The organism is Streptomyces sp. NPDC100445 (assembly GCF_044759735.1).
GTDB lineage: Bacteria > Actinomycetota > Actinomycetes > Streptomycetales > Streptomycetaceae > Streptomyces.
Window position 1 is genome coordinate 272,624 of the sequence record NZ_JBIVZV010000012.1, and the last position, 22,699, is coordinate 295,322.

The following is a 22,699-nucleotide window of genomic DNA, read 5'->3' on the forward strand; positions in this document are numbered from 1 at the left end:
GATTCGCGTCTGCCGCGCGAATCGTCGGACCGGCCCTAGCAGTACTTGTCGCTCGGGTCCCGCGTCGTCCAGGAGCAGGAGCTGACCCTGCTGCCGCTCGCCCTGGTCAGGGTGGCCGTGTCCTTGTCGTTGTTCCAGACGTAGGCACGGCGGTCCTGGTACTTGTCCGACGCGGTGTCCGAGCCGCTGCCGGTGTGGACCTTCAGGTACTTCCCGGCGCCGATCCTGACGTCGGGGAAGACGTACTTGTGGTTCGAGGCGTCCTTCAGGACCCAGCCCCGGAGGGAGACCGCGGAGCCGCTGGTGTTCTTCAGCTGCACCCACTCCGCGTTCAGGCTCTTGTTCGAGCGGTTGTCCGAGCCCGGGCTGTCGAACCAGACGTGATGGATCCGCACGCCCCCGGCGGCCTCGGCCGGGGTGCTGAGCAGGGTGCCGGTGAGCACGGCGGCCCCGGCGAAGGCGAAGGCGGGCAGGCTGGCGCGAAGGCGCGCAGTACGCATGGAGATCCCCCCAGGATGTCGTCCGCGAAAGCGTGTGGACAGAAGTGTTATCACATGATCTTCACGGTGACTTCACTTCCGGGAAACCCCTTCCTCCCGCGCGGGGACCACCGGGACACCCGTGCGAGGGATGCGCTGCCCGGCGCGCCACCGCTTGCGGCCACAATGGGGGGATGACCGACAGTCCCGCCCAGCCGGCGCCCCTCGCCGACCCGCACCGCGTGTACGACCCCGTCACCGGGGACGGCCCCAAGGACGTGGTGATCCTCGGTTCCACCGGATCCATCGGCACCCAGGCCATCGACCTCGTGCTGCGCAACCCCGACCGCTTCCGGGTCACCGGCCTCTCCGCGAACGGCGGCCGGGTCGCCCTCCTCGCCGAGCAGGCCCGCCGGCTGCGGGTGCGGACGGTGGCGGTGGCCCGCGAGGACGTCGCACCCGCGCTGCGCGAGGCGCTGGCCGCCGAGTACGGCACCGGGGAACCGCTGCCCGAGATCCTCGCCGGGCCCGGCGCCGCCACCCAGGTCGCCGCCTCCGAGTGCCACACCGTGCTGAACGGCATCACCGGGTCGATCGGCCTCGCCCCCACCCTCGCCGCCCTGGAGGCGGGCCGCACCCTCGCGCTCGCCAACAAGGAGTCGCTGATCGTCGGCGGCCCGCTGGTCCGGGCGCTCGCCGAGCCGGGGCAGATCATCCCGGTCGACTCCGAGCACGCCGCCCTCTTCCAGGCCCTCGCCGCCGGCACCCGCGCCGACGTCCGCAAGCTCGTCGTCACCGCCTCCGGCGGCCCGTTCCGCGGCCGGAGCAGGGCGGATCTGGCGCACGTCACCGTCGCGGACGCTCTCGCCCACCCGACCTGGGCGATGGGCCCGGTGATCACGGTCAACTCCGCGACCCTGGTCAACAAGGGGCTGGAGGTCATCGAGGCGCACCTGCTGTACGACATTCCCTTCGACCGCATTGAGGTGGTCGTGCACCCGCAGTCGTATGTTCACTCGATGGTCGAGTTCACCGACGGATCCACGATCGCCCAGGCGACGCCCCCCGACATGCGCGGGCCGATCGCCATCGGCCTGGGCTGGCCCGAACGCGTTCCCGACGCGGCCCCCGCGTTCCGCTGGAGCGAGGCCTCCACCTGGGAGTTCTTCCCGCTGGACACCGAGGCCTTCCCCTCGGTGGACCTCGCCCGGCACGTCGGGCGGCTCGCGGGCACGGCCCCGGCGGTGTTCAATGCCGCCAACGAGGAGTGTGTCGCGGCCTTCCTGGACGGGGCGCTGCCCTTCAACGGGATCATGGAGACCGTGACCCGGGTGGTCGAGGAGCACGGCACCCCGCTCGCGGGAACCTCGCTCACCGTGTCGGACGTCCTCGAAGCGGAGACCTGGGCGCGGGCCCGGGCCCGCGAACTCACAGCCACGACGGCGACCGCGGAGGCGCGTGCATGACGACCTTGATGTTCATCCTCGGCATAGTGGTCTTCGCCGTCGGCCTGCTCGTCTCGATCGCCTGGCACGAGCTGGGGCACCTGTCCACCGCCAAGCTCTTCGGCATCCGCGTCCCGCAGTACATGGTCGGGTTCGGCCCCACCATCTGGTCGCGGCGCAAGGGCGACACCGAGTACGGCATCAAGGCCGTCCCGCTCGGCGGCTACATCCGCATGATCGGCATGTTCCCGCCCGACGGCCAGGGCCGGGTCTCCTCCCGCTCCACCTCCCCGTGGCGGGGCATGATCGAGGACGCCCGCTCGGCGGCCTTCGAGGAGCTCCAGCCCGGTGACGAGACGCGCATGTTCTACACGCGCAAACCGTGGAAGCGCGTCATCGTCATGTTCGCCGGCCCCTTCATGAACCTGGTGCTCGCCATCGCCCTGTTCCTGACGGTGCTGATGGGCTTCGGCATCCAGCAGCAGACCACCACCGTCGCCTCCGTCTCGGCCTGCGTGATCGAACAGAGCCAGCACCGCGACACGTGCAGGAAGTCCGACCCCGAGTCCCCGGCGGCCCGGGCCGGCATGAAGGCGCACGACCGGATCGTCTCCTTCGACGGCGTGCCCACCAAGGACTGGAACACCCTCTCCGACCTCATTCGGGACAGCGCCGGCAAGAACGTCGCGATCGTCGTCGACCGCGGGGGCCACCGGCTGACGCTGCACGCGAAGATCACCGAGAACCGGGTCGCGAAGAAGGACGCCGCCGGCAACTACGTCGGCGGCTACGTCAAGGCCGGCTTCCTCGGCTTCGGCTCCGCCACCGGCGTCGTCAAGCAGGACTTCGGCGAGTCCGTGACCTGGATGGGCGACCGGGTCGGCGACGCCGTCGACTCCCTCGTCGCCCTGCCCGGCAAGATCCCGGCCCTGTGGGACGCGGCCTTCGGCGACGGCCCGCGCGAACCCGACTCCCCGATGGGCATCGTCGGAGCGGCCCGGGTCACCGGCGAGATCGCCACCCTGGACGTCCCGGCCTCGCAGCAGCTGGCCATGTTCGTGTTCGTGCTCGCCGGCTTCAACCTCTCCCTGTTCCTGTTCAACATGCTCCCGTTGCTCCCGCTCGACGGCGGGCACATCGCGGGCGCCCTGTGGGAGTCGCTGCGGCGCAACCTGGCCCGGGTGCTGCGCCGGCCCGACCCCGGCCCGTTCGACGTCGCCAAGCTGATGCCGGTGGCGTACGTGGTGGCCGGGATCTTCGTCTGCTTCACCGTCCTGGTGCTCATCGCCGACGTGGTCAACCCGGTGAAGATCACCTAGTCGCACGGCGTCCGTGGCGGCCCGGTACCCGACCGGTTCCCGGGCCGCCCCGAACGGGTGCCATCACCGGGTGGGATGTGCCGCCGCCCGGGCCGGTGCCGTAATCTCGGAGCCCGGGACCCGCGGTTCACGGGACCGGACCTTGATACACGACTTGGGGTTGCACAGCAGATGACTGCGATTTCTCTCGGCATGCCGTCCGTTCCGACCAAGCTCGCCGAACGCCGCAGGAGCCGGCAGATCCAGGTCGGAACCGTGGCGGTCGGCGGAGACGCCCCCGTGTCGGTCCAGTCGATGACCACGACCCGTACGTCCGACATCGGCGCCACCCTCCAGCAGATCGCCGAACTGACCGCGTCCGGCTGCCAGATCGTCCGCGTCGCCTGCCCCACCCAGGACGACGCCGACGCCCTCGCGACCATCGCCCGCAAGTCGCAGATCCCGGTCATCGCGGACATCCACTTCCAGCCCAAGTACGTGTTCGCCGCCATCGAGGCCGGCTGCGCCGCGGTCCGCGTCAACCCCGGCAACATCAAGCAGTTCGACGACAAGGTCAGGGAGATCGCCAAGGCCGCCAAGGACCACGGCACCCCGATCCGCATCGGTGTCAACGCCGGTTCCCTCGACCGCCGCCTGCTCCAGAAGTACGGCAAGGCGACCCCCGAGGCCCTGGTGGAGTCGGCCCTGTGGGAGGCGTCCCTCTTCGAGGAGCACGACTTCCGGGACATCAAGATCTCCGTCAAGCACAACGACCCGGTCGTCATGATCGAGGCCTACCGCCAGCTCGCCGAGCAGTGCGACTACCCCCTCCACCTCGGCGTCACCGAGGCCGGCCCCGCCTTCCAGGGCACCATCAAGTCGGCCGTGGCCTTCGGCGCCCTCCTCTCCCAGGGCATCGGCGACACCATCCGCGTCTCCCTCTCCGCGCCGCCCGTCGAGGAGATCAAGGTCGGCATCCAGATCCTGGAGTCGCTCAACCTGCGCCAGCGCGGCCTGGAGATCGTCTCCTGCCCCTCCTGCGGCCGCGCCCAGGTCGACGTGTACAAGCTCGCCGAAGAGGTCACCGCCGGCCTGACCGGCATGGAGGTCCCGCTGCGCGTCGCCGTCATGGGCTGCGTCGTCAACGGCCCCGGCGAGGCACGCGAGGCCGACCTCGGCGTCGCCTCCGGCAACGGCAAGGGCCAGATCTTCGTCAAGGGCGAGGTCATCAAGACCGTCCCCGAGTCCAAGATCGTGGAGACGCTCATCGAGGAGGCCATGAAGCTGGCCGCCCAGATGGAGGCCGACGGCACCGCCTCCGGCGAACCCTCGGTGTCGGTGGCCGGCTGATCCCGCGGACCACCGGCCGGGAGGCGCACCGCACAACGGGCGCGGCTATAGTGCGGAGATCAGCAGAACCCAGCCAGGGTGAGGCCTCGCACGTGTTGACCCAGACCACCTCACGGGTGCTCGAACCGAGCGACCTGGACGCCGCGCTCGCCGTCCTCGACCGCGAGCCCGTCGCCAACGCCTTCGTCGCCTCCCGGGTCCAGGTCGCCGGCCTCGACCCCTGGCGCCTCGGCGGCGAGATGTGGGGCTGGTACGAGGACGGCATGCTCACCTCCCTGTGCTACGCCGGCGCCAACCTCGTCCCCCTCTGCGCCACCCCCCGCGCCGTCCGTGCCTTCGCCGACCGCGCCCGGCGGGCCGGCCGCCGCTGCTCCTCCATCGTCGGCCCCGCCGACGCCACCACCCAGCTGTGGCGGCTGCTGGAACCGCACTGGGGCCCGGCCCGCGAGGTCCGCGCCCGCCAGCCGCTGATGGTCACCGACCGCTTGCCGGATTCCATCGCCCCCGACCCGCACGTCCGCCGCGTCCGCAAGGACGAGATGGAGACGATCATGCCGGCGTGCGTGGCGATGTTCACCGAGGAGGTCGGCGTCTCCCCGATGGCCGGCGACGGCGGCCTGCTCTACCAGGCCCGGGTCGCCGAGCTGGTCGGCGCCGGCCGCTCCTTCGCCCGCGTCGACGACTCCGGCCGGGTCGTGTTCAAGGCCGAGATCGGCGCGGCCACCCCCCAGGCCTGCCAGATCCAGGGCGTCTGGGTCGCCCCCGAGTACCGGGGCCGGGGCCTGGCCGCCCCCGGCATGGCGGCGGTCCTGCGCTACGCCCTCAGCGAGATCGCCCCCGTCGCCAGTCTCTACGTGAACGACTACAACACCGCGGCCCGCAGGACGTACCACCGCGTCGGCTTCCACGAGGTGGGCGCCTTCATGAGTGTGCTGTTCTGACCCCCTGTACGCTCCCCGCATGGACCCCGTGATCGGCACCCTGGACCTCACCGCCCACGTCGACGAGGCCCTGGCGGTCCAGGCCCTCGCCTTCGGACTGGGACCCGACGAGGTCGCCGTACGCCGCCAGATCGTCCTGCGCCACATGCAGTACCAGGGCGCCCGGGCCTACGGCGCGCGAGCCGGCGGACTGCTCGTCGGATTCGTGTACGGCATGCCCAACAGCCGTCTCCACTGGTGGTCCACCGTCGTGGAGCCCTACCTGCGCGCCAACGGCAACCAGGCCTGGCTGGACGACTCCTTCGTCATCACCGAGCTGCACGTCCACCCCGACCACCAGAACCGCGGCATCGGCCGGCGCCTGATCACCACGATCACCGACACCGCCACCGAGCCCCGCTCGATCCTCTCCGCGATCGACGTCGACAGCCCCGCCCGCGGCCTCTACCACTCCCTCGGTTACACCGACCTGGCCCGCCGGGTCCACTTCCCGAGCGCACCGAGGCCGTACGCCGTCATGGGCGCCCCCCTCCCGCTGCGCAGGCGATAACCGATTTCCACCGGCACCGGCGGCCCGGCTAACCTCCTGTGCCAGCACCCTTCCCCGCTCCCGGCCCCGCCCGAGTGGGGGACCCCCATCCGGCAGGAGTACGAGAACCATGGCCAACGCACCGGTCCAGCGCATGTCCCAGTTGATGGTGAAGACGCTGCGCGACGACCCGGCGGACGCCGAGGTCCTCAGCCACAAGCTCCTCGTCCGCGCCGGCTACGTCCGCCGCACGGCCGCCGGCATCTGGAGCTGGCTGCCCCTCGGCAAGAAGGTCCTCGCCAACGTGGAGCGGATCGTGCGCGAGGAGATGGACGCCATCGGCGCCCAGGAGGTCTCACTGCCCGCCCTGCTGCCCCGCGAGCCCTACGAGGCGACCGGCCGCTGGGAGGAGTACGGCCAGGAGCTGTTCCGGCTCAAGGACCGCAAGGGCGGCGACTACCTCCTCGGCCCCACCCACGAGGAGATCTTCACCCTCCTGGTCAAGGACCAGTGCACGTCCTACAAGGACCTGCCGGTGATCCTCTACCAGATCCAGACCAAGTTCCGCGACGAGGCCCGCCCCCGCGCCGGCATCCTGCGCGGCCGCGAGTTCCTCATGAAGGACTCCTACTCCTTCGACACGGAGGACGAGGGCCTCGCCAAGTCCTACGCCCTGCACCGCGAGGCCTACCAGCGCGTCTTCGAGCGCCTCGGCCTCGACTACCGCATCTGCGCCGCCACCGCCGGCGCGATGGGCGGCTCGAGGTCCGAGGAGTTCCTCGCCCCGGCCGAGGCCGGCGAGGACACCTTCGCGGACTGCCCGAACTGCGACTTCGCCGCCAACACCGAGGCGATCACCTACGAGCTGAAGCCGGTCGACGGCTCCGCCGTGCCCGCGCTCGAGGAGATCCCCACCCCCGACACCCCGACCATCGAGACCCTCGCCGCCTCCCTCGGCGTCCCGGCCTCCGCCACGCTGAAGAACCTGCTGGTCAAGGTGGACGGCGAGATCGTCGCCGTGGGCGTGCCCGGGGACCGCGAGGTCGACCTCGGCAAGGTCGAGGCGCACTTCGCCCCGGCCGCCGTCGAGATGGTCACCGAGGCGGACTTCGCCGGCCGCCCCGACCTGGTGCGCGGCTACGTCGGCCCGCAGGGCCTCGGCGAGAAGGTGACGTACATCGCCGACCCGCGCGTCGCCCCCGGCACCGCCTGGATCACCGGCGCCAACAAGGAGCACACGCACGCCAGGAACGTCGTCGCGGGCCGTGACTTCGAGGTCGACGCGTACGTGGACGTCGTCGTGGTCCAGGACGGCGACCCCTGCCCGAAGTGCGGCACCGGCCTGAAGCTGGACCGCGCCATCGAGATCGGCCACATCTTCCAGCTCGGCCGCAAGTACACCGACGCCCTCAAGCTGGACGTCCTCGGCCAGAACGGCAAGCCCGTCCGCGTCACCATGGGCTCCTACGGCATCGGCGTCTCCCGCGCCGTCGCCGCGCTCGCCGAGCAGACCGCCGACGACAAGGGCCTGGTGTGGTCCAAGGAGGTCGCCCCGGCCGACGTGCACGTCGTCGCCGCCGGCAAGGCGCTCCAGACCGAGCTGGCCCTCGACGTCGCCGGGAAGCTGGCCGCCGCGGGCGTCCGCGTCCTGGTGGACGACCGGGCCGGGGTCTCCCCGGGCGTGAAGTTCACCGACGCCGAGCTGATCGGCGTGCCGCAGATCCTGGTGGCCGGACGCCGCTCCGGCGAGGGCGTGCTGGAGCTGAAGGACCGCCGGACCGGCGAGCGCGAGGAACTGACGGTCGAGGACGCGATCGCCCGCCTCACCGCCGAGTAGCGCGGGAACACGGGAGGGTGCGCGGGCGGGCCGACGCCGCCCGCGCGCCTGCGCCGGTGCCGCCGGACGAAAAACCGGTTCGGCCCGGCGGCCACCACTGCCTAGGCTGACCCGCATGCCGACACTCCAACGCCTCCGGGCCGGTCACGAGGCCGCCGTACTGGCCTTCGAGCGCGCCGGCCGGGCGTACTTCGCCCGGACGGTGCCCGACCGCGGCGACGCGTACTTCGCCGAGTTCGCCGCCCGCCACCGCGCGCTCCTCGCCGAACAGGCCGCCGGTGTCTGCCACTTCCACGTGGTCCTCGACGACCACGGTGAACTCGTGGGCCGCGTCAACCTGGTGGACGTCGACGCGGGGAGCGCCGAACTCGGCTACCGGATCGCCGAGCGCGCCGCCGGCCGGGGACTGGCCACGGCGATGGTCGCCGAGGTCTGCCGGCTGGCCCGCGAGGCGTACGGGCTGTCCGCCCTGACCGCGCGCACCACCACCGACCACACGGCCTCCCGGACCGTGCTGGAGCGCAACGGGTTCACCGTGACGGAGCACACCACCGTCGCCGGCCGGCCCGGCGTCCGCTACCGGCGCCGGCTGGACCCGGACCCGTCGTAGGACATGGCCGGGGCAGCCCCGGGCCTCACAGCCAGCCCGCGAACTCCAGCAGCAGTTCCGCGTCCTTCTCCCGGCCGACCCGCCGGGCCCGGATCCCCGACTCGACCGCCCGGAACAGCGTCCAGCCGCGCAGCCGCTCCTGGTCCACCTCCAGCGACTCCGCGAGCCGCTTGATCCGGCGCCGGGTCACGGCCGGGCCGGACGGCGTCGCGATCAGGTCCTCGACCCGGTCCCGCACCAGCCGGGCCAGGTCGAAGGCGCTCTCACCGACCACCGGGTCCGGGCCCACCGCGAGCCACGGCGCCCGCTCCCCGGCGAGCACCTTGCTCTGCCGGAACGTGCCGTGCAGCAACAGCCGCGCGGGCGGCGCGACCAGCAACTCCTCGCGGACCGCCAGCGCCGCGTCCACCAGCGGCGCCGCCTCCGGGTCCGCCCCGGCGCCGGCCCGCATCGCGTCCGCCTGCCGGCCGGTGCGCTCGGCGACGCTCTCGAAGACATGACCGGCCGGCGGCTCCACCCACAGCCTGCGCAGCGTCCCCGCCGCCTCCAGCAGCGCCTTCGCCTCCGGCAGCGAGCGCACCGACACGTCCGGGTGCAGCCGCTCCAGCAGCAGCACCCCCTCGTCCGGCTCCGCCTCCAGCAGCTGTACGGCACCCCGCCCGGCCCAGTGCGCCAGCGCCGCCCGCTCACTGCCGGGGCGGGCCCGCGGCGGGGCGAGCTTCAGCACGGCCGGCGTACCGTCCGCCCGCCGCACCAGCACCACCAGGCTGCTGCGCCCGCCCGGCACCTGGACGCGCTCGACGGTCAACTCGCGCCGCACCACGGCCTCCTCGGCCACCCCGGGCAGCCGCGCCAGCCAGTCGTCACCGGTCGGTGCCGTCTCACCGAGCGCCCGCACCAGGCGCTGCGGCGGTTCGAAAGCCATGCGCGAGTCGTTCCCTTCCGATTCTGTCCGGACCTGTCCGGTCCTGTCCGCTGCGTCCCGCCCTCGCCCCGCGCCTACCGGGACGCCGGTGCCGACGCCGGCGGGGTCGTACCGGCCGCACCCGCCTGCCCGGCGGACCGCTCGGCGAGCCCAGGGAAGGCTACGCTCTCCCCGCTCCAGCGCACCGCCCGCACCGCGGCCTCCCGCAGCGCACCGGCGGCATCGGACCGCCGCGCGCCGCTCGTCGCCCGCACCAGGTCCGAGTAGACCGCGGCCACCCCCTCCTCCAGCCGGGCCGCGAGCCGCGCCGCCGACCCCCCGTCCCCGACCGGGAACGGCAGCGCGTACCCGGCGCTCGCGGCGACCGGCGCCCCGCCCAGGTCCCGCACCGCGCGCACCAGCGTGTCCCGGCGCGCCCGGTGGGCGTCGTACGCCGCCCGCGCCTCGGACCGGCGGTGCTCGTCGATCCGTCCGCCGACCACGCCGTACCCGTAGACCGCCGCGTGCTCCGCGGCCAGCGCCGCCTGGAGCGCCGTCAGCTCGGCCTGCCCGTCCCGCTCGGTCCCGTCGCTCACCTTGCCCCCTCCGTCAGCAGGTACGCGTGCGCGGCGCCGGCCGCCGCGGCCGACGCCAGCAGCCGTGCCAGCTCGCCCGGCACGTCCAGCAGCTGTGCGCCCCGCCGGTCGGCGAGGGCCCGCTCGGCGGTGGCGAGGGCGGTGAGGGCCTCCTTGTCGGTGCCGGGCACGGCGGGGGAGGGGGACGGCGACGCCGTGGCCGCCGTGGCCGCCGTGGCCGTCCCGGTCGCGGCACCGGTGGCCGTGCCGTTCGTCGGGCCGTCCGTGAAGGCCGCCGCGTGGGCCGCGACCTGCGCGCGCAGCGGGCGCAGCCGCTCCGCCAGCCCGGGACGGGCGGCGAGCACGGCGTCGTAACGTTCCAGCAGCCCCCGGCTGTCCCGGGCCGCACGCGCGCGGGCCCGGGCGACGGCCGACGGGCCGTCGTCGCCGGGTCCGGCCGAGCAGCCCGCCAGCAGGGCGGCGGCGCCGGCCGAGGCGAGGAGGGATCTTCTGCGCGGCCCCGAAGGGGTGCGCGGCGGTGGAGGGTACGGCACGGCGGACGTCCTCGGAGAACTCGTGCGGAGGGAAGAACAGCTGGCGGGCGGCCCGCCCGTGATCACCGTACCCGCGCACCCGTCCCGTGCCGGTCACCGGCACCGCGGGGCCTCGGGTGGACGGCAACACCTCCTGCGACCCGATACCCTTTGACCAGACACGCGACCCATCCCACAACAGCACACGCGGCCGAGGAGTCACCCGGATGAGCACCACCCAGAGCGAGAGGCTGCGAGAGCTGCTCGAACCGCTCGTCACCTCCCAGGGGCTGGATCTCGAAGAGATCGCCGTGGACTCCGTAGGACGCAAGCGGGTGCTGCGCGTCGTCGTGGACTCCGACCACGGAGCGGACCTGGACGCGATCGCCGATGTGAGCCGTGCGCTCTCGGCGAAGCTCGACGAGACGAACGCGATGGGCGAGGACGCGTACGACCTGGAGGTCGGGACCCCCGGCGCGGAGCGCCTTCTCACCGAGCACCGGCACTTCGTGCGCGCCACCGACCGGCTGGTGCGGTTCCAGCTGGCCGAGGGCGACGAACTGGTCGCGCGCATCCTGCGGGTGGACGACGAGGGCGTCGACGTCGAGGTGCCCGGCGTGAAGGGCCGCAAGGCCACCGCCCGCCGGCTCGCCTTCCCGGAGGTGGCCAGGGCCAGGGTGCAGGTCGAGTTCAACCGCAAGGACCGTGCGGACAGCACGGCCGGCACGGACAGCACGGACGGCAAGAACACCGTGAAGGACATGAAGGAAGAGGAGGAGGCGTAGCCGTGGACATCGACATGAGCGCCCTGCGGGGCTTGGTGCGGGAGAAGGAGATCTCCTTCGACCTGCTGGTCGAGGCGATCGAGTCGGCCCTCCTCATCGCTTACCACCGCACCGAGGGAAGCCGCCGGCACGCGCGCGTGGAGCTCAGCCGGGAGACCGGACACGTGACCGTGTGGGCGAAGGAGGACCCGGACGACCTCGAGGAGGGCCAGGAGGCCCGCGAGTTCGACGACACCCCGTCCGGTTTCGGCCGGATCGCCGCGACCACCGCCAAGCAGGTGATCCTCCAGCGGCTGCGCGACGCGGAGGACGACGCGACGCTCGGCGAGTACGCCGGCCGGGAGGGCGACATCGTCACCGGTGTCGTCCAGCAGGGCCGCGACCCGAAGAACGTGCTGGTGGACATCGGCAAGCTGGAGGCCATCCTGCCGGTGCAGGAGCAGGTGCCCGGCGAGACCTACCCGCACGGCATGCGGCTGCGCAGCTACGTGGTCCGCGTCGCCAAGGGCGTCCGCGGCCCGTCCGTGACCCTGTCGCGCACGCACCCCAACCTGGTGAAGAAGCTCTTCGCCCTGGAGGTGCCGGAGATCGCCGACGGTTCGGTGGAGATCGCCGCCATCGCCCGTGAGGCCGGTCACCGCACGAAGATCGCCGTACGGTCCACCCGTTCGGGTCTGAACGCCAAGGGCGCCTGCATCGGCCCGATGGGCGGCCGGGTGCGCAACGTGATGGGCGAGCTGAACGGCGAGAAGATCGACATCGTCGACTGGTCGGACGACCCGGCGGAGATGGTCGCCAACGCCCTGTCACCCGCGCGGGTGAACAAGGTGGAGGTCGTGGACATGGGCGCCCGCTCCGCGCGGGTGACCGTGCCGGACTACCAGCTGTCGCTGGCGATCGGCAAGGAGGGCCAGAACGCCCGCCTCGCCGCCCGCCTGACCGGCTGGCGGATCGACATCCGGCCCGACACCGAGCAGGCCGGGGAGTAGTCCCCGCGGGAGATCGCGGCGCCGGGGAATAGATCCAGGCCGCGGTCGCTTGAATCACGACAAGAGCCGTTCGATCGCTGCCCCGAAGGGGTGAGGTCGCTACGGGGAGGTAGACTGAAGCGTGTCTGGCCGGACGCACGACCGAGCATGCCCTGAACGCACCTGTGTGGGGTGCCGGGAGCGGGCGGCCAAAGACGATCTCCTGCGGATCGTGAAGAACGAGGACGCGTGCGTCCCCGATCCTCGCGGTACGCTGCCCGGCCGGGGTGCCTACGTGCATCCCGTCCTGGTCTGTCTCGACCAGGCGGTACGCCGCCGGGTGTTCCCGCGGGCACTGCGCGCCCCGGGAGCGCTCGACACAAAGGCGTTGCGCCGATACGTCGAGCAGACGACAGTTGCCGAGCAGGCAACGCCGTAAGACATGCCGTACGGAACACCGTGCGGCCTGGTACCTCGCGAGTCGAAAGCAGGTCGAGATTGCGATGAGCACTCGATGAGTACGCGATGAGTACGCCCATGAACTAGCGACGGTCCGGCTTCAACCCGGACCTCAAAGGAGCGAAGTGGCTAAGGTCCGGGTCTACGAACTCGCCAAGGAGTTCGGTGTCGAGAGCAAGGCCGTCATGGCCAAGCTCCAGGAACTCGGTGAATTCGTCCGTTCGGCGTCTTCGACCATCGAAGCGCCGGTTGTACGCAAGCTGACCGACGCCTTCCAGGGCGGTGGCTCCGGCAAGTCCGCCGGCAAGCCCGCCCCGCGCAAGGCCGCCCCCAGGCCCGCCGCGCCCTCTCCGGCGCAGGCGGCCCGTCCGGCTGCCCCCAGGCCGCCGGCCCCCAAGCCGTCGACGGCGCCCGCTGCCCAGCAGCCGGCCGCCCCCGCGGCTCCCTCGGCATCCGCGCCGGCCCCCGGCCCGCGTCCCGTGCCGGGTCCCAAGCCCGCGCCCCGCCCGGCCCCGGCCGCCCCGGAGTTCACCGCTCCGCCGGCCGCCCCGGCCCCGCAGGCCCCGGCAGCCCAGAACCAGAACCAGGGTCAGACCCAGAACCAGGGCCAGACCCAGGGCCAGCGCCCCGGCGCCCGTCCCGGTGCCCCCAGGCCCGGCGGCCGCCCCGGCGGTCCCGGTCAGGGTCAGCAGGGTCAGCGCCCCGCGGCCGCTCAGGGCGGCGGCCAGCGTCCCGGCGGTTCCGCGCCGCGTCCGGGCGGCCGTCCGGCCGGCCCGCGTCCCGGCAACAACCCCTTCACCTCCGGTGGCTCCACCGGCATGGCCCGCCCGCAGGCCCCGCGCCCGCAGGGCGGTCCGCGTCCCGGTGGCCCCGGTGCCCCCGGCGCCGGCCCCCGTCCCCAGGCGCCCGGCGCCCAGGGCGGCGGTCCGCGTCCGCAGTCTCCCGGCGGCAACCGTCCGTCCCCGGCCGGCATGCCCCGGCCGCAGGGCGGCCCGCGTCCCGGCCCGGCCGGTCCGCGTCCCAACCCCGGCATGATGCCGCAGCGTCCCGCTGCCGGCCCCCGTCCGGGCGGCGGTGGCCCCGGCGGCCGCGGTCCCGGTGCCGGCGGTCGTCCCGGTGGCGGCGGCGGTCGCCCGGGTGGCGGCGGCGGCTTCGCCGGTCGTCCCGGTGGTGGCGGCGGCGGCTTCGCCGGCCGTCCCGGTGGTGGCGGCGGTGGCGGTGGCTTCGCCGGTCGTCCGGGTGGTCCCGGCGGTGGCGGCGGTGGCCGTCCCGGCTTCGGTGGCCGTCCCGGCGGTCCCGGTGGCCGCGGTGGCACGCAGGGCGCCTTCGGCCGTCCCGGTGGTCCCGCGCGTCGTGGCCGCAAGTCGAAGCGGCAGAGGCGCCAGGAGTACGAGGCCATGCAGGCCCCGAGCGTCGGCGGCGTGATGCTGCCGCGCGGCAACGGCGAGGCCATCCGCCTCTCCCGCGGCGCGTCGCTCACGGACTTCGCGGAGAAGATCAACGCCAACCCGGCGTCGCTCGTCGCGGTCATGATGAACCTCGGCGAGATGGTCACCGCCACGCAGTCCGTCTCCGACGAGACCCTGGAACTCCTCGCCGGCGAGATGAACTACACGGTTCAGATCGTCAGCCCCGAGGAGGAGGACCGCGAGCTGCTCGAGTCCTTCGACATCGAGTTCGGCGAGGACGAGGGCGACGAGGACGACCTGGTCGTCCGGCCGCCGGTCGTCACCGTCATGGGTCACGTCGACCACGGCAAGACCCGCCTGCTCGACGCCATCCGCAAGACGAACGTCATCGCGGGCGAGGCCGGCGGCATCACCCAGCACATCGGTGCCTACCAGGTGTCGACCGAGGTCAACGAAGAAGAGCGCAAGATCACCTTCATCGACACCCCGGGTCACGAGGCGTTCACCGCCATGCGTGCCCGTGGTGCGAAGTCGACCGACATCGCCATCCTGGTCGTCGCGGCCAACGACGGCGTCATGCCGCAGACGGTCGAGGCGCTCAACCACGCCAAGGCGGCCGACGTGCCGATCGTGGTCGCGGTGAACAAGATCGACGTCGAGGGTGCAGACCCGACCAAGGTGCGCGGTCAGCTGACCGAGTACGGCCTCGTGGCCGAGGAGTACGGCGGCGACACCATGTTCGTCGACATCTCCGCCAAGCAGGGTCTGCACATCGACTCGCTGCTGGAGGCCGTGGTCCTCACGGCCGACGCCTCGCTCGACCTGCGGGCCAACCCGCACCAGGACGCGCAGGGCATCTCCATCGAGTCCCGTCTCGACCGCGGCCGTGGTGCCGTGGCGACGGTCCTCGTCCAGCGAGGCACGCTGCGGGTCGGCGACACGATGGTCGTGGGCGACGCCTACGGCCGGGTGCGCGCCATGCTCGACGACAACGGCAACAACGTCGCCGAGGCCGGTCCGTCGACGCCGGTCCAGGTCCTGGGCCTGACCAACGTCCCGGGTGCCGGTGACAACTTCCTCGTGGTCGAGGAGGACCGTACGGCCCGCCAGATCGCGGAGAAGCGCGCCGCCCGTGAGCGCAACGCGGCCTTCGCCAAGCGCACGCGCCGCGTCTCGCTCGAGGACCTGGACAAGGTGCTCAAGGCCGGCGAGATCCAGCAGCTGAACCTGATCATCAAGGGTGACGCGTCCGGATCCGTCGAGGCCCTCGAGTCCTCCCTGCTCCAGCTGGACGTCGGCGAAGAGGTCGACATCCGCGTCCTGCACCGCGGCGTCGGTGCGGTCACGGAGTCCGACATCGACCTGGCGATGGGCTCCGACGCCATCGTGATCGGCTTCAACGTCCGCGCGGCCGGCCGCGCGGCGCAGATGGCCGAGCGCGAGGGTGTGGACGTCCGGTACTACTCGGTCATCTACCAGGCGATCGAGGAGATCGAGGCGGCCCTCAAGGGCATGCTCAAGCCGGAGTTCGAAGAGGTCGAGCTGGGTACGGCGGAGATCCGCGAGGTCTTCAAGTCGTCCAAGCTGGGCAACATCGCGGGTGTCCTCATCCGTTCCGGCGAGGTCAAGCGCAACACCAAGGCGCGCCTCATCCGCGACGGCAAGGTGGTCGCGGAGAACCTCAACATCGAGGGTCTGCGTCGCTTCAAGGACGACGTCACCGAGATCCGCGAAGGGTTCGAGGGCGGTATCAACCTCGGCAACTTCAACGACATCAAGGTCGACGACGTCATCGCGACGTACGAGATGCGCGAGAAGCCGCGGGCGTAACGCCCACGGTGCGCGCCGGCCGACGGGACTTTTCGGTCCCGTCGGCCGGCGCGCCGTTTGCGGCCCGTGTCCACGGCCCACGGAGCGTAATATCCGTCGAGCCCACGGGCCGCTTCGTTGTACGGTTCTTGGTGTCCCCGGCCATACGGCTCCGGGGCCACCGATCCCGTACCGGCGGGTGAACCGGTTACACACATGTACGTGGGGACTCTGTCCTTCGACCTCCTCCTCGGCGACGTCCACTCGCTGAAGGAGAAACGCTCCGTCGTCCGCCCGATCGTCGCCGAACTCCAGCGGAAGTACGCCGTGAGCGCGGCCGAGGTGGACCACATGGACCTCCATCGCCGGGTCGTCATCGGCCTGGCCGTGGTCTCCGGCGACACGGCGCACGTCACGGACGTACTGGACCGGTGCGAACGGCTGGTCGCCGGCCGCCCCGAGGTGGAGTTGCTGTCCGTGAGACGGCGCCTCCACGGCGACGACGACTGACCACAGAAACACGAAGCAGAAGAAAGAACGGGAGACGGACCAGTGGCCGACAACGCGCGGGCGAAAAGGCTGGCGGACCTCATCCGGGAGGTGGTGGCCCAGAAGCTCCAGCGCGGGATCAAGGACCCGCGGCTCGGCTCGCACGTCACCATCACGGACACCCGGGTCACGGGTGACCTGCGGGAGGCGACCGTCTTCTACACGGTCTACGGTGACGACGAGGAGCGGGCCGCGGCCGCCGCGGGCCTGGAGAGCGCCAAGGGCGTCCTGCGCTCCGAGGTGGGCCGCGCCGCCCAGGTGAAGTTCACGCCGAGCCTCACCTTCGTGGCCGACGCCCTGCCGGACACCGCCAAGACCATCGAGGACCTCCTCGACCGGGCCCGGCAGTCCGACCAGCAGGTGCGCGACGCGGCCACCGGCGCCTCGTACGCCGCCGGCGCGGACCCGTACCGCAAGCCGGCCGACGACGAGGACGACACGGACGGCGACGCCGCGGAATGACCCAGAAGCACACCACGCCCGACGGCCTTGTCATCGTCGACAAGCCGTCGGGCTTCACTTCGCACGACGTGGTCGCCAAGATGCGCGGGATCGCCAGGACCCGCCGCGTCGGCCACGCCGGCACCCTCGACCCGATGGCGACCGGGGTCCTGGTCCTCGGTATCGAGCGCGCCACCAAGCTCCTCGGGCACCTCGCGCTCACCGAGAAGGAGTACCTGGGCACCATCCGCCTGGGCCAGGACACCCTCACCGACGACGCCGAGGGCGACACCACCTCCGCCACCGACGCCTCCAAGGTGACCCGGGACGCCATCGACGCGGGCATCGCCCGGCTGACCGGCGACATCATGCAGGTGCCGTCCAAGGTCAGCGCCATCAAGATCGACGGCGTGCGCTCCTACAAGCGGGCCCGCGAGGGCGAGGAGTTCGAGATCCCCGCCCGGCCCGTGACCGTCTCCTCCTTCACGGTGTACGACGTCCGCGACGCCGTCGCCGAGGACGGCACGCCCGTGCTCGACCTGATCGTGTCGGTGGTCTGCTCCTCCGGCACCTACATCCGCGCCCTCGCCCGCGACCTGGGCGCCGGCCTCGGCGTCGGCGGGCACCTCACGGCGCTGCGCCGCACACGCGTCGGCCCGTACAAGCTCGACACGGCGAAGACGCTGGACCAGCTCCAGCAGGAGCTGACCGTGATGCCCGTCGCCGAGGCCGCGTCGGCCGCGTTCCGCCGCTGGGACGTCGACGCCAGGCGGTCCCAGCTGCTGCTGAACGGCGTCCGGCTGGAGATGCCCGACGAGTACGCGGGCGCCGGCCCCGTGGCCGTGTTCGACCGGGACGGCCGGTTCCTCGCCCTCGTCGAGGAGCACAAGGGCAAGGCGAAGAGCCTGGCCGTCTTCGGCTGATCCGAAAGCCCGGCCGGGCGCGCGGCCCCCTCGGGCGGCGCGGCCGGCCGGGCCGCCGGGCCGTCGTCTCCTCCCGTGGAGCGGCGGCCGGCCACGGACCCCGTCCCTGCCGCCGCTCCACGGTCCCCCCTCGGTTCCCCCACCCCTAGGCTTATCCAGCCGCACCCGCCTATTCACCCGTCCGGGCAGGCGCTCGGAGTGAAGCGGGGGAGCGGAAGGGGGCGCGTTCACCGAGTGATCCGCCTCGCCGATCACCACCCGCCTACCGTCGGGGCACAGGTACGCGCGGACGGCGGGGAGGTCAAGGCCATGACGGAACGGGGCCCGCACACCGCGGGCGGGCGCCGGGAGCGGGCGGACGGGCCCGGACGCGGAGCGGTCGAACCCGGCCGGGCCCGCCCCGCGGTGGACGCCCACGGCACCGCACCCGACGGGACCCGCGCCGGCGCCGAGGACGGGCGGGCCGGCGCCGCCCTCGTCCGCATCCACGACCCGGCCGGCCGGCCCCGCGGCCTCGGCTTCCTCGTCGACCACGAGGGCACCCTCCTCACCAGCCACGAGAGCGTGGACGGCCTGCCCCGGCTGACGCTGCGCGCGGCCGGCCGCACACACGTCGTCACCGCCGACGCCGTCACCCCCCTGCCCGCCCTCGACCTCGCCCTCGTCCGCACCGAGGGCCTGGGCGTCGACCCGCTGCCACTGACCACGCGGGACCGGATCGACGCCGGTACGTACGTACGCCTCGTCGCCGGCTGCTGGCGCGAGGCCCGGGTGCTGGCGGCGACCCCGGTGACGTACCCGGCGACGCACGGCGTCCACCTCCTCGACGACGCCCTGGAGCTGGCCATCGGCACGGCCGGACGGGACGCGCTGCGGTCCGGCGGCGGCGCGGCCGGCGGACCGGTCCTCGACGCCCGCACCGGCGCGGTCGTCGGCGTCCTCGGCACCGCCCTGCGCACCGACCGGCGCGACGAGGGCTTCGCGGTCCCGCTGCGGCCCGCCGCCGACGCCGCCCTCGCCGCCCTGCTCGCCCGCAACGCGGCCACCGTGCCCGCCTACGGCGCCGACCTCAACCTCGCCGGCATCCTCCAGCTGACCGCGACCTCCGTCGGCCAGGACGGCCCTCCCGGCGCCCTCACCGGCCACACGGACACCGTCGAACCCGTGGAACGGGCCGCCGTCGTACGGGAGCTGGCCGCGTTCTCCGGCGGCGACCGGCCCGTGCTGGGCCTCGTCGGCCCCCCGGGCAGCGGCCGAACGACGGAACTCGCGGCCCTCGCCGCCCGCCGCGCCCGGAGCACCCCGCCCGGCCCGCCGGCGCCGGGGGCGGAGGGGGACGGGCCCGCGCCCACGGTGTGGCTGCGTGGTGCCGACCTGACCGAGGACGACGGTTGTATCGCGGACGCCGCCGCCCGGGCCCTGGACCGGGCGGCCCGGATCGTCGCCGCGTCCCGGGGCGCCCGCCCGGAGGACCTCGGCGACCTCACCCCCGCCCGCCTGGCCCGCCTCGCCGCCCGGGCCGGCCGCCCGCTGCTGCTGCTCCTCGACGGCCCCGAGGAGATGCCCCCCGTCCTCGCCCACCGGCTGCCCGAGTGGACCCGGGGCACCGCCGACTGGCTGCGCGCGACCGGGGCCCGCCTGGTCGTCGCCTGCCGCGAGGAGTACTGGGAACGCGCCGGGGCCTGCTTCCCGACCGACCTGCTGCACACCCCGGGCGGCGGGCCGGTATCACCCACCCCCGCGGTACCCCTGCCCGTCCCGTCCGGCCGGCTCGTCCCACCGTCCGCCGCTCCGGTCCCGGCCAGCCGGGTGGTGGCGTCCGCAGCTGACCGCGCCCCGACGACCGCGGCCGCGCCCGCGCCTGTCCCGTGCGCCGAGGCCGTGCCACCGTCCGCCGCTCCGGTCCCGGCCAGCCGGGCGGTGGCGCCCGCAGCTCACCGCGCCCCGACGACCCTGCCCGCGCCCGCGCCTGTCTCGTCCGGCGAGGCCGTGCCACCGTCCGCCGCTCCGGTCCCGGTCGCCCGGGTGGTGGCGCCCGCAGCTCACCGCGCCCCGACGACCGCGGCCGCGCCCGCGCCTGTCCCGTGCGGCGAGGCCGTGCCACCACCCGCCGCCCCGGTCCCGGCCGGTTACACGGCTCTGCCTCCCGCCTTCCCGTGCCCCAGCGCGCCGGAAGCGCCTGGTTCGACCGTGGGATCGCCTCCGGACCCGGTCAGCCGGGTTGCTCCGCCGCCCGAGATTCCGGCCGCGCACGCGGCCCCGCCTTCCACCCCTCCTCGCCCGGGGGCACCGGAAGCGTCGCTCGGCGTGGAGGGCGCGCCGGGAGCACCGCGTCCCGCCGCAGGACCGCCTCCGGGTCCGGTGGGACGCGGGGTCCCGTCGCCGGCCGGGCCCACCGTGCACGCGTGGCCCGCCGTTCCCCCCGTCCCCGCTGGGACCGAGCGGCTCGTCACCTCGGGCCACGCCTTTCCCAGCCCAGCCCCGCCGGAGGCGCCGGTCCCGCCGGAGGCGCCCGCGCCGGGCGAGGCGCCCCTCCCGCTGCCGCCGTGCCTGCGGCTCGGTGATCTGCGTGGTGGGGAGGCGCGCCGGGCCCGCACCCGGTACGGGATCGCGGAGGGGGTCCTGGCCGTGCGGGACGCCGGGCATCCGCTCGCTCTGCGGCTGATGTCCGAGGTCCGGTCCGCCGTCCCCGACGCCCCGCCCGCCGCACCCGTCGACCGGCACGACGTCTTCGCCGCCCACCTGGACCTGATGTGCCTGCGCATCGCCGTGCGGCTCGCCGCCGCGGCCGGTCTGCGCGGCACGGCCGTGCGGCGGCTAGCCGCGCGCGTGGCCGGGCAGGTCCACGAGGCCGCCCGGCGCAGTCTCGGGCCGGGCCAGGGCGAGCTGGACCGGGAGGCGTTCGAGGCGGTGTTCCCATGGGGGCCCGCCCCGGCCCGGCTGGGCGGCGGTATCGGCTGGGCGTCCGCCGTCCTCACCGAAGGGCTCCTCGTGCCCGCCGGCCGCGGTTACCGCTTCGCCCACGAGGAACTGGCCGACTGGATCCAGGGCCTGCACCTGGACCTGGACGAGGCGCTGCGGGCGCTGGTGCACCGCCCCGGTGACCGGGACGAGCCCGGCGCCGTCCCGGTGCCGCACCACCGCGTCGGCCCCGTCGTCCAGGCCCTGCTCCACCTCGCCCGGCAGCGCGGCCCGCGGGAACTCACCGCGCGGCTGCGCGAGTTGGCCGACGCCCTGGAGCGGAGCCCCGGCTCCTGGTGGGCCGCCCGGTTGCTCGCCCGGACCCTGCTGGAGGTCCCGGACGCGGCCCCGTACACGGAGATGCTGCGCCTGCTCGCCGACCGCGTCGTCGCCCGGCGCCGTGCCGGGCGTCCGGTGCCGGCCGAGTTCGGCCCCGTCTTCTGGACGGCCGTGCCCGTCCCCGGCACCGAGCGCCTGGAGCTGCTGCGCCGGCTGGTGCTGGCGGATCCGGCGCCGCCCGCGGCCGGGGACCGGTACCTGGACGCGGTCGCCGGGCTGCTCGCCGCCGCCCCCACCGCCGTACAGCCCCTCCTGACCCGCTGGTTCGCGGACGAGCGCCCGCTGCCCGCGACCCCGCACGCCACCGTGGCCACCGCCGCGCAGGCGCTCCTGCACACCCACCGGCACCGCGCCCTGGACGATCTCACCGAGGTGCTGGTGGACTGCGCGCACCGCCGGGCCGACGAGCTGCTCGCCGTACTCGCCGAGGACGAGCCGTCGGCCGTCTGCCGGGCCGTGGACCGCTGGGCGCACGACGAGCGTCCCGCCCGCCGGGCGGCGGCAGCGGCGAGCGCACTGCGCGCGGCCCCGCACGTCCGCTCGGAGGCCGACCGGGAACTGCTGCGCTGGGCCGCCCTCGCGCTCCTCGCCCGTCCCGCCGACCGCGCCCTGCACGGCACCGCCCTCGCCCTGCTGGTCCTCGACCCGCGCACCCGCGACCGGCACCTGCCCGCCGCCCTGCGCCACTTCACCGACGGCGACCCGGAGTTCCCGCCCGACGGCCTGGCGCCGGCCCTGACCACCCACCCGGAGCCGGTGCTGGAGGCCTTCCGGGCCCGCCTGCGCGCCCCGGACGCCGACGGCACGGAGACCGTGGCGGCCCTGCGCTGCCTCACCGAGGTCACCACCCCGTCCCTCGCCCGCCGCGTCGCCGCCCTGCTGGCCGAGGCGGTGCGGCTCGGCCCGGGCACCGCCGGACACGTCGCCGGCCACGTCGACCGCCGCCTCGAACAGGGTCCCGCCGCCCGCCCGGTCCTGCTGCCCCTGGTCGCCGGCCTGCTGGAGGACGGTCCCGAGGCGGTCCGCGCGGCGCTCGGCACCGTCCTGGCCGCCGCCGGCACCTCCGCCTCCCGCCCGCTCCGCCGCGAACTGCTGGAACTCCTGCTCACGCGGGAAGAGGAACCGGCCGTGCTGGACGCCGTCCTGCGCGCGGCCGTGACCCAGGACGGCCCGGCCGGGGACGGCGCGGGCCAGGACGGCGACGGCCGTGACGGCGGCGGGCCGGAGGAAGGGCGCCGGGACGACGAGGTGCGCGGGCTCGTCCACCGCACCGGCTTGCTCCTGGCCCGCACACCGGAGGGAGCCGCCCGCCTCGACCAAAGCCTGGCGGACCTCGTCCGGTACGTGCCCGGCTTCGCCGCGCGCGTGGCCCGCTGGCTGACCGACGCCCCCGGGGAGTGGGCCGCCGTGGTGGGCCCGGGCACCCGCCGGGTGATCGAGGACCTGGCGGGCGTGCACGTACCGGCCTGAACCGCGGCGCGGAACGTGCGCCCCGTCACAGCCCCCATGCCGATGCGGGCGGCGAGCACCCGGCATGGCACCCTTAGACCTGCAC

The 22,699-nt window shown here is 74.1% G+C and carries 19 protein-coding genes; 15 read left to right on the forward strand and 4 right to left on the reverse strand.

Features of this window, described 5'->3' with window-relative positions; all coding sequences use genetic code 11:
- Nucleotides 1-35: 35 nt before the first annotated feature.
- Nucleotides 36-500 carry a lamin tail domain-containing protein gene (locus ACIQVT_RS27155; RefSeq protein ID WP_403759318.1) on the reverse strand — a complete coding sequence of 155 codons (465 nt, stop codon included), beginning with the start codon at nt 498-500 and terminating at the stop codon, nt 36-38.
- A gap of 173 nt (nt 501-673) precedes the next feature.
- Here ACIQVT_RS27155 and dxr point away from each other — a divergent pair, with 173 nt between their 5' ends.
- From dxr to ACIQVT_RS27190, 7 genes are all read left to right on the forward strand, one after another.
- Nucleotides 674-1,945 (forward strand): 1-deoxy-D-xylulose-5-phosphate reductoisomerase, encoded by a 1,272-nt coding sequence (gene dxr / locus ACIQVT_RS27160; protein ID WP_403759322.1) that lies wholly within the window; start codon nt 674-676, stop codon nt 1,943-1,945.
- Nucleotides 1,942-3,243, forward strand: coding sequence for a M50 family metallopeptidase (locus ACIQVT_RS27165; RefSeq protein ID WP_403759325.1), 1,302 nt, complete (start codon nt 1,942-1,944; stop codon nt 3,241-3,243). The genes dxr and ACIQVT_RS27165 overlap by 4 nt, the downstream gene beginning before the upstream one ends.
- Before the next feature lie 171 nt (nt 3,244-3,414).
- Entirely contained in the window at nt 3,415-4,572 is a 1,158-nt protein-coding gene (gene ispG / locus ACIQVT_RS27170) for a flavodoxin-dependent (E)-4-hydroxy-3-methylbut-2-enyl-diphosphate synthase (RefSeq protein WP_403759328.1), read from the forward strand.
- A gap of 92 nt (nt 4,573-4,664) precedes the next feature.
- Nucleotides 4,665-5,513, forward strand: a complete 849-nt coding sequence (locus ACIQVT_RS27175) for a GNAT family N-acetyltransferase (RefSeq protein ID WP_403759331.1) — start codon at nt 4,665-4,667, stop codon at nt 5,511-5,513.
- A gap of 19 nt (nt 5,514-5,532) precedes the next feature.
- Nucleotides 5,533-6,063 carry a GNAT family N-acetyltransferase gene (locus ACIQVT_RS27180; protein ID WP_403759334.1) on the forward strand — a complete coding sequence of 177 codons (531 nt, stop codon included), beginning with the start codon at nt 5,533-5,535 and terminating at the stop codon, nt 6,061-6,063.
- Between the two features lie 109 nt (nt 6,064-6,172).
- Nucleotides 6,173-7,879 carry a proline--tRNA ligase gene (locus ACIQVT_RS27185; RefSeq protein ID WP_403759337.1) on the forward strand — a complete coding sequence of 569 codons (1,707 nt, stop codon included), beginning with the start codon at nt 6,173-6,175 and terminating at the stop codon, nt 7,877-7,879.
- A 115-nt stretch (nt 7,880-7,994) separates the two neighbouring features.
- Nucleotides 7,995-8,489, forward strand: a complete 495-nt coding sequence (locus tag ACIQVT_RS27190; protein WP_403759340.1) for a GNAT family N-acetyltransferase — start codon at nt 7,995-7,997, stop codon at nt 8,487-8,489.
- Between the two features lie 25 nt (nt 8,490-8,514).
- Here the strand turns inward: ACIQVT_RS27190 and ACIQVT_RS27195 are convergent, their stop codons facing one another.
- The 3 genes from ACIQVT_RS27195 to ACIQVT_RS27205 all read right to left on the reverse strand — a co-directional run bounded on the left by ACIQVT_RS27195 (nt 8,515) and on the right by ACIQVT_RS27205 (nt 10,522).
- Complete coding sequence (locus ACIQVT_RS27195; protein WP_403759343.1) at nt 8,515-9,414, reverse strand: aminoglycoside phosphotransferase family protein; 900 nt, start codon at nt 9,412-9,414, stop codon at nt 8,515-8,517.
- Nucleotides 9,415-9,488: 74 nt separating this feature from the next.
- Entirely contained in the window at nt 9,489-9,989 is a 501-nt protein-coding gene (locus ACIQVT_RS27200) for a ferritin-like domain-containing protein (protein ID WP_403759346.1), read from the reverse strand.
- On the reverse strand, nt 9,986-10,522 hold the full coding sequence (locus tag ACIQVT_RS27205) for a hypothetical protein (RefSeq protein ID WP_403759349.1): 537 nt from the start codon (nt 10,520-10,522) through the stop codon (nt 9,986-9,988). The genes ACIQVT_RS27200 and ACIQVT_RS27205 overlap by 4 nt, the downstream gene beginning before the upstream one ends.
- Nucleotides 10,523-10,728: 206 nt before the next feature.
- On the opposite strand from ACIQVT_RS27205, the gene rimP reads away from it, so the two are divergent.
- From rimP to ACIQVT_RS27245, 8 genes are all read left to right on the forward strand, one after another.
- Entirely contained in the window at nt 10,729-11,286 is a 558-nt protein-coding gene (gene rimP / locus ACIQVT_RS27210) for a ribosome maturation factor RimP (protein ID WP_403759352.1), read from the forward strand.
- Between the two features lie 2 nt (nt 11,287-11,288).
- Nucleotides 11,289-12,275 (forward strand): transcription termination factor NusA, encoded by a 987-nt coding sequence (nusA, locus tag ACIQVT_RS27215; protein WP_403759355.1) that lies wholly within the window; start codon nt 11,289-11,291, stop codon nt 12,273-12,275.
- 121 nt (nt 12,276-12,396) lie between these two features.
- A complete protein-coding gene (locus ACIQVT_RS27220) occupies nt 12,397-12,693 on the forward strand; it encodes a YlxR family protein (RefSeq protein WP_403759358.1) in 297 nt (98 codons plus the stop codon).
- 145 nt (nt 12,694-12,838) lie between these two features.
- Nucleotides 12,839-15,952 carry a translation initiation factor IF-2 gene (gene infB / locus ACIQVT_RS27225; protein WP_403759361.1) on the forward strand — a complete coding sequence of 1,038 codons (3,114 nt, stop codon included), beginning with the start codon at nt 12,839-12,841 and terminating at the stop codon, nt 15,950-15,952.
- Nucleotides 15,953-16,147: 195 nt separating this feature from the next.
- Entirely contained in the window at nt 16,148-16,441 is a 294-nt protein-coding gene (locus ACIQVT_RS27230; protein ID WP_403759364.1) for a DUF503 domain-containing protein, read from the forward strand.
- Nucleotides 16,442-16,483: 42 nt separating this feature from the next.
- Nucleotides 16,484-16,942, forward strand: coding sequence for a 30S ribosome-binding factor RbfA (gene rbfA / locus ACIQVT_RS27235; RefSeq protein WP_403759367.1), 459 nt, complete (start codon nt 16,484-16,486; stop codon nt 16,940-16,942).
- Nucleotides 16,939-17,844 carry a tRNA pseudouridine(55) synthase TruB gene (gene truB, locus ACIQVT_RS27240; protein ID WP_403759370.1) on the forward strand — a complete coding sequence of 302 codons (906 nt, stop codon included), beginning with the start codon at nt 16,939-16,941 and terminating at the stop codon, nt 17,842-17,844. The genes rbfA and truB overlap by 4 nt, the downstream gene beginning before the upstream one ends.
- A gap of 309 nt (nt 17,845-18,153) precedes the next feature.
- The gene (locus ACIQVT_RS27245; protein ID WP_403759372.1) at nt 18,154-22,614 is read left to right on the forward strand and encodes a trypsin-like peptidase domain-containing protein; all 4,461 of its coding nucleotides are present in this window, start codon (nt 18,154-18,156) and stop codon (nt 22,612-22,614) included.
- Nucleotides 22,615-22,699: the final 85 nt, after the last annotated feature.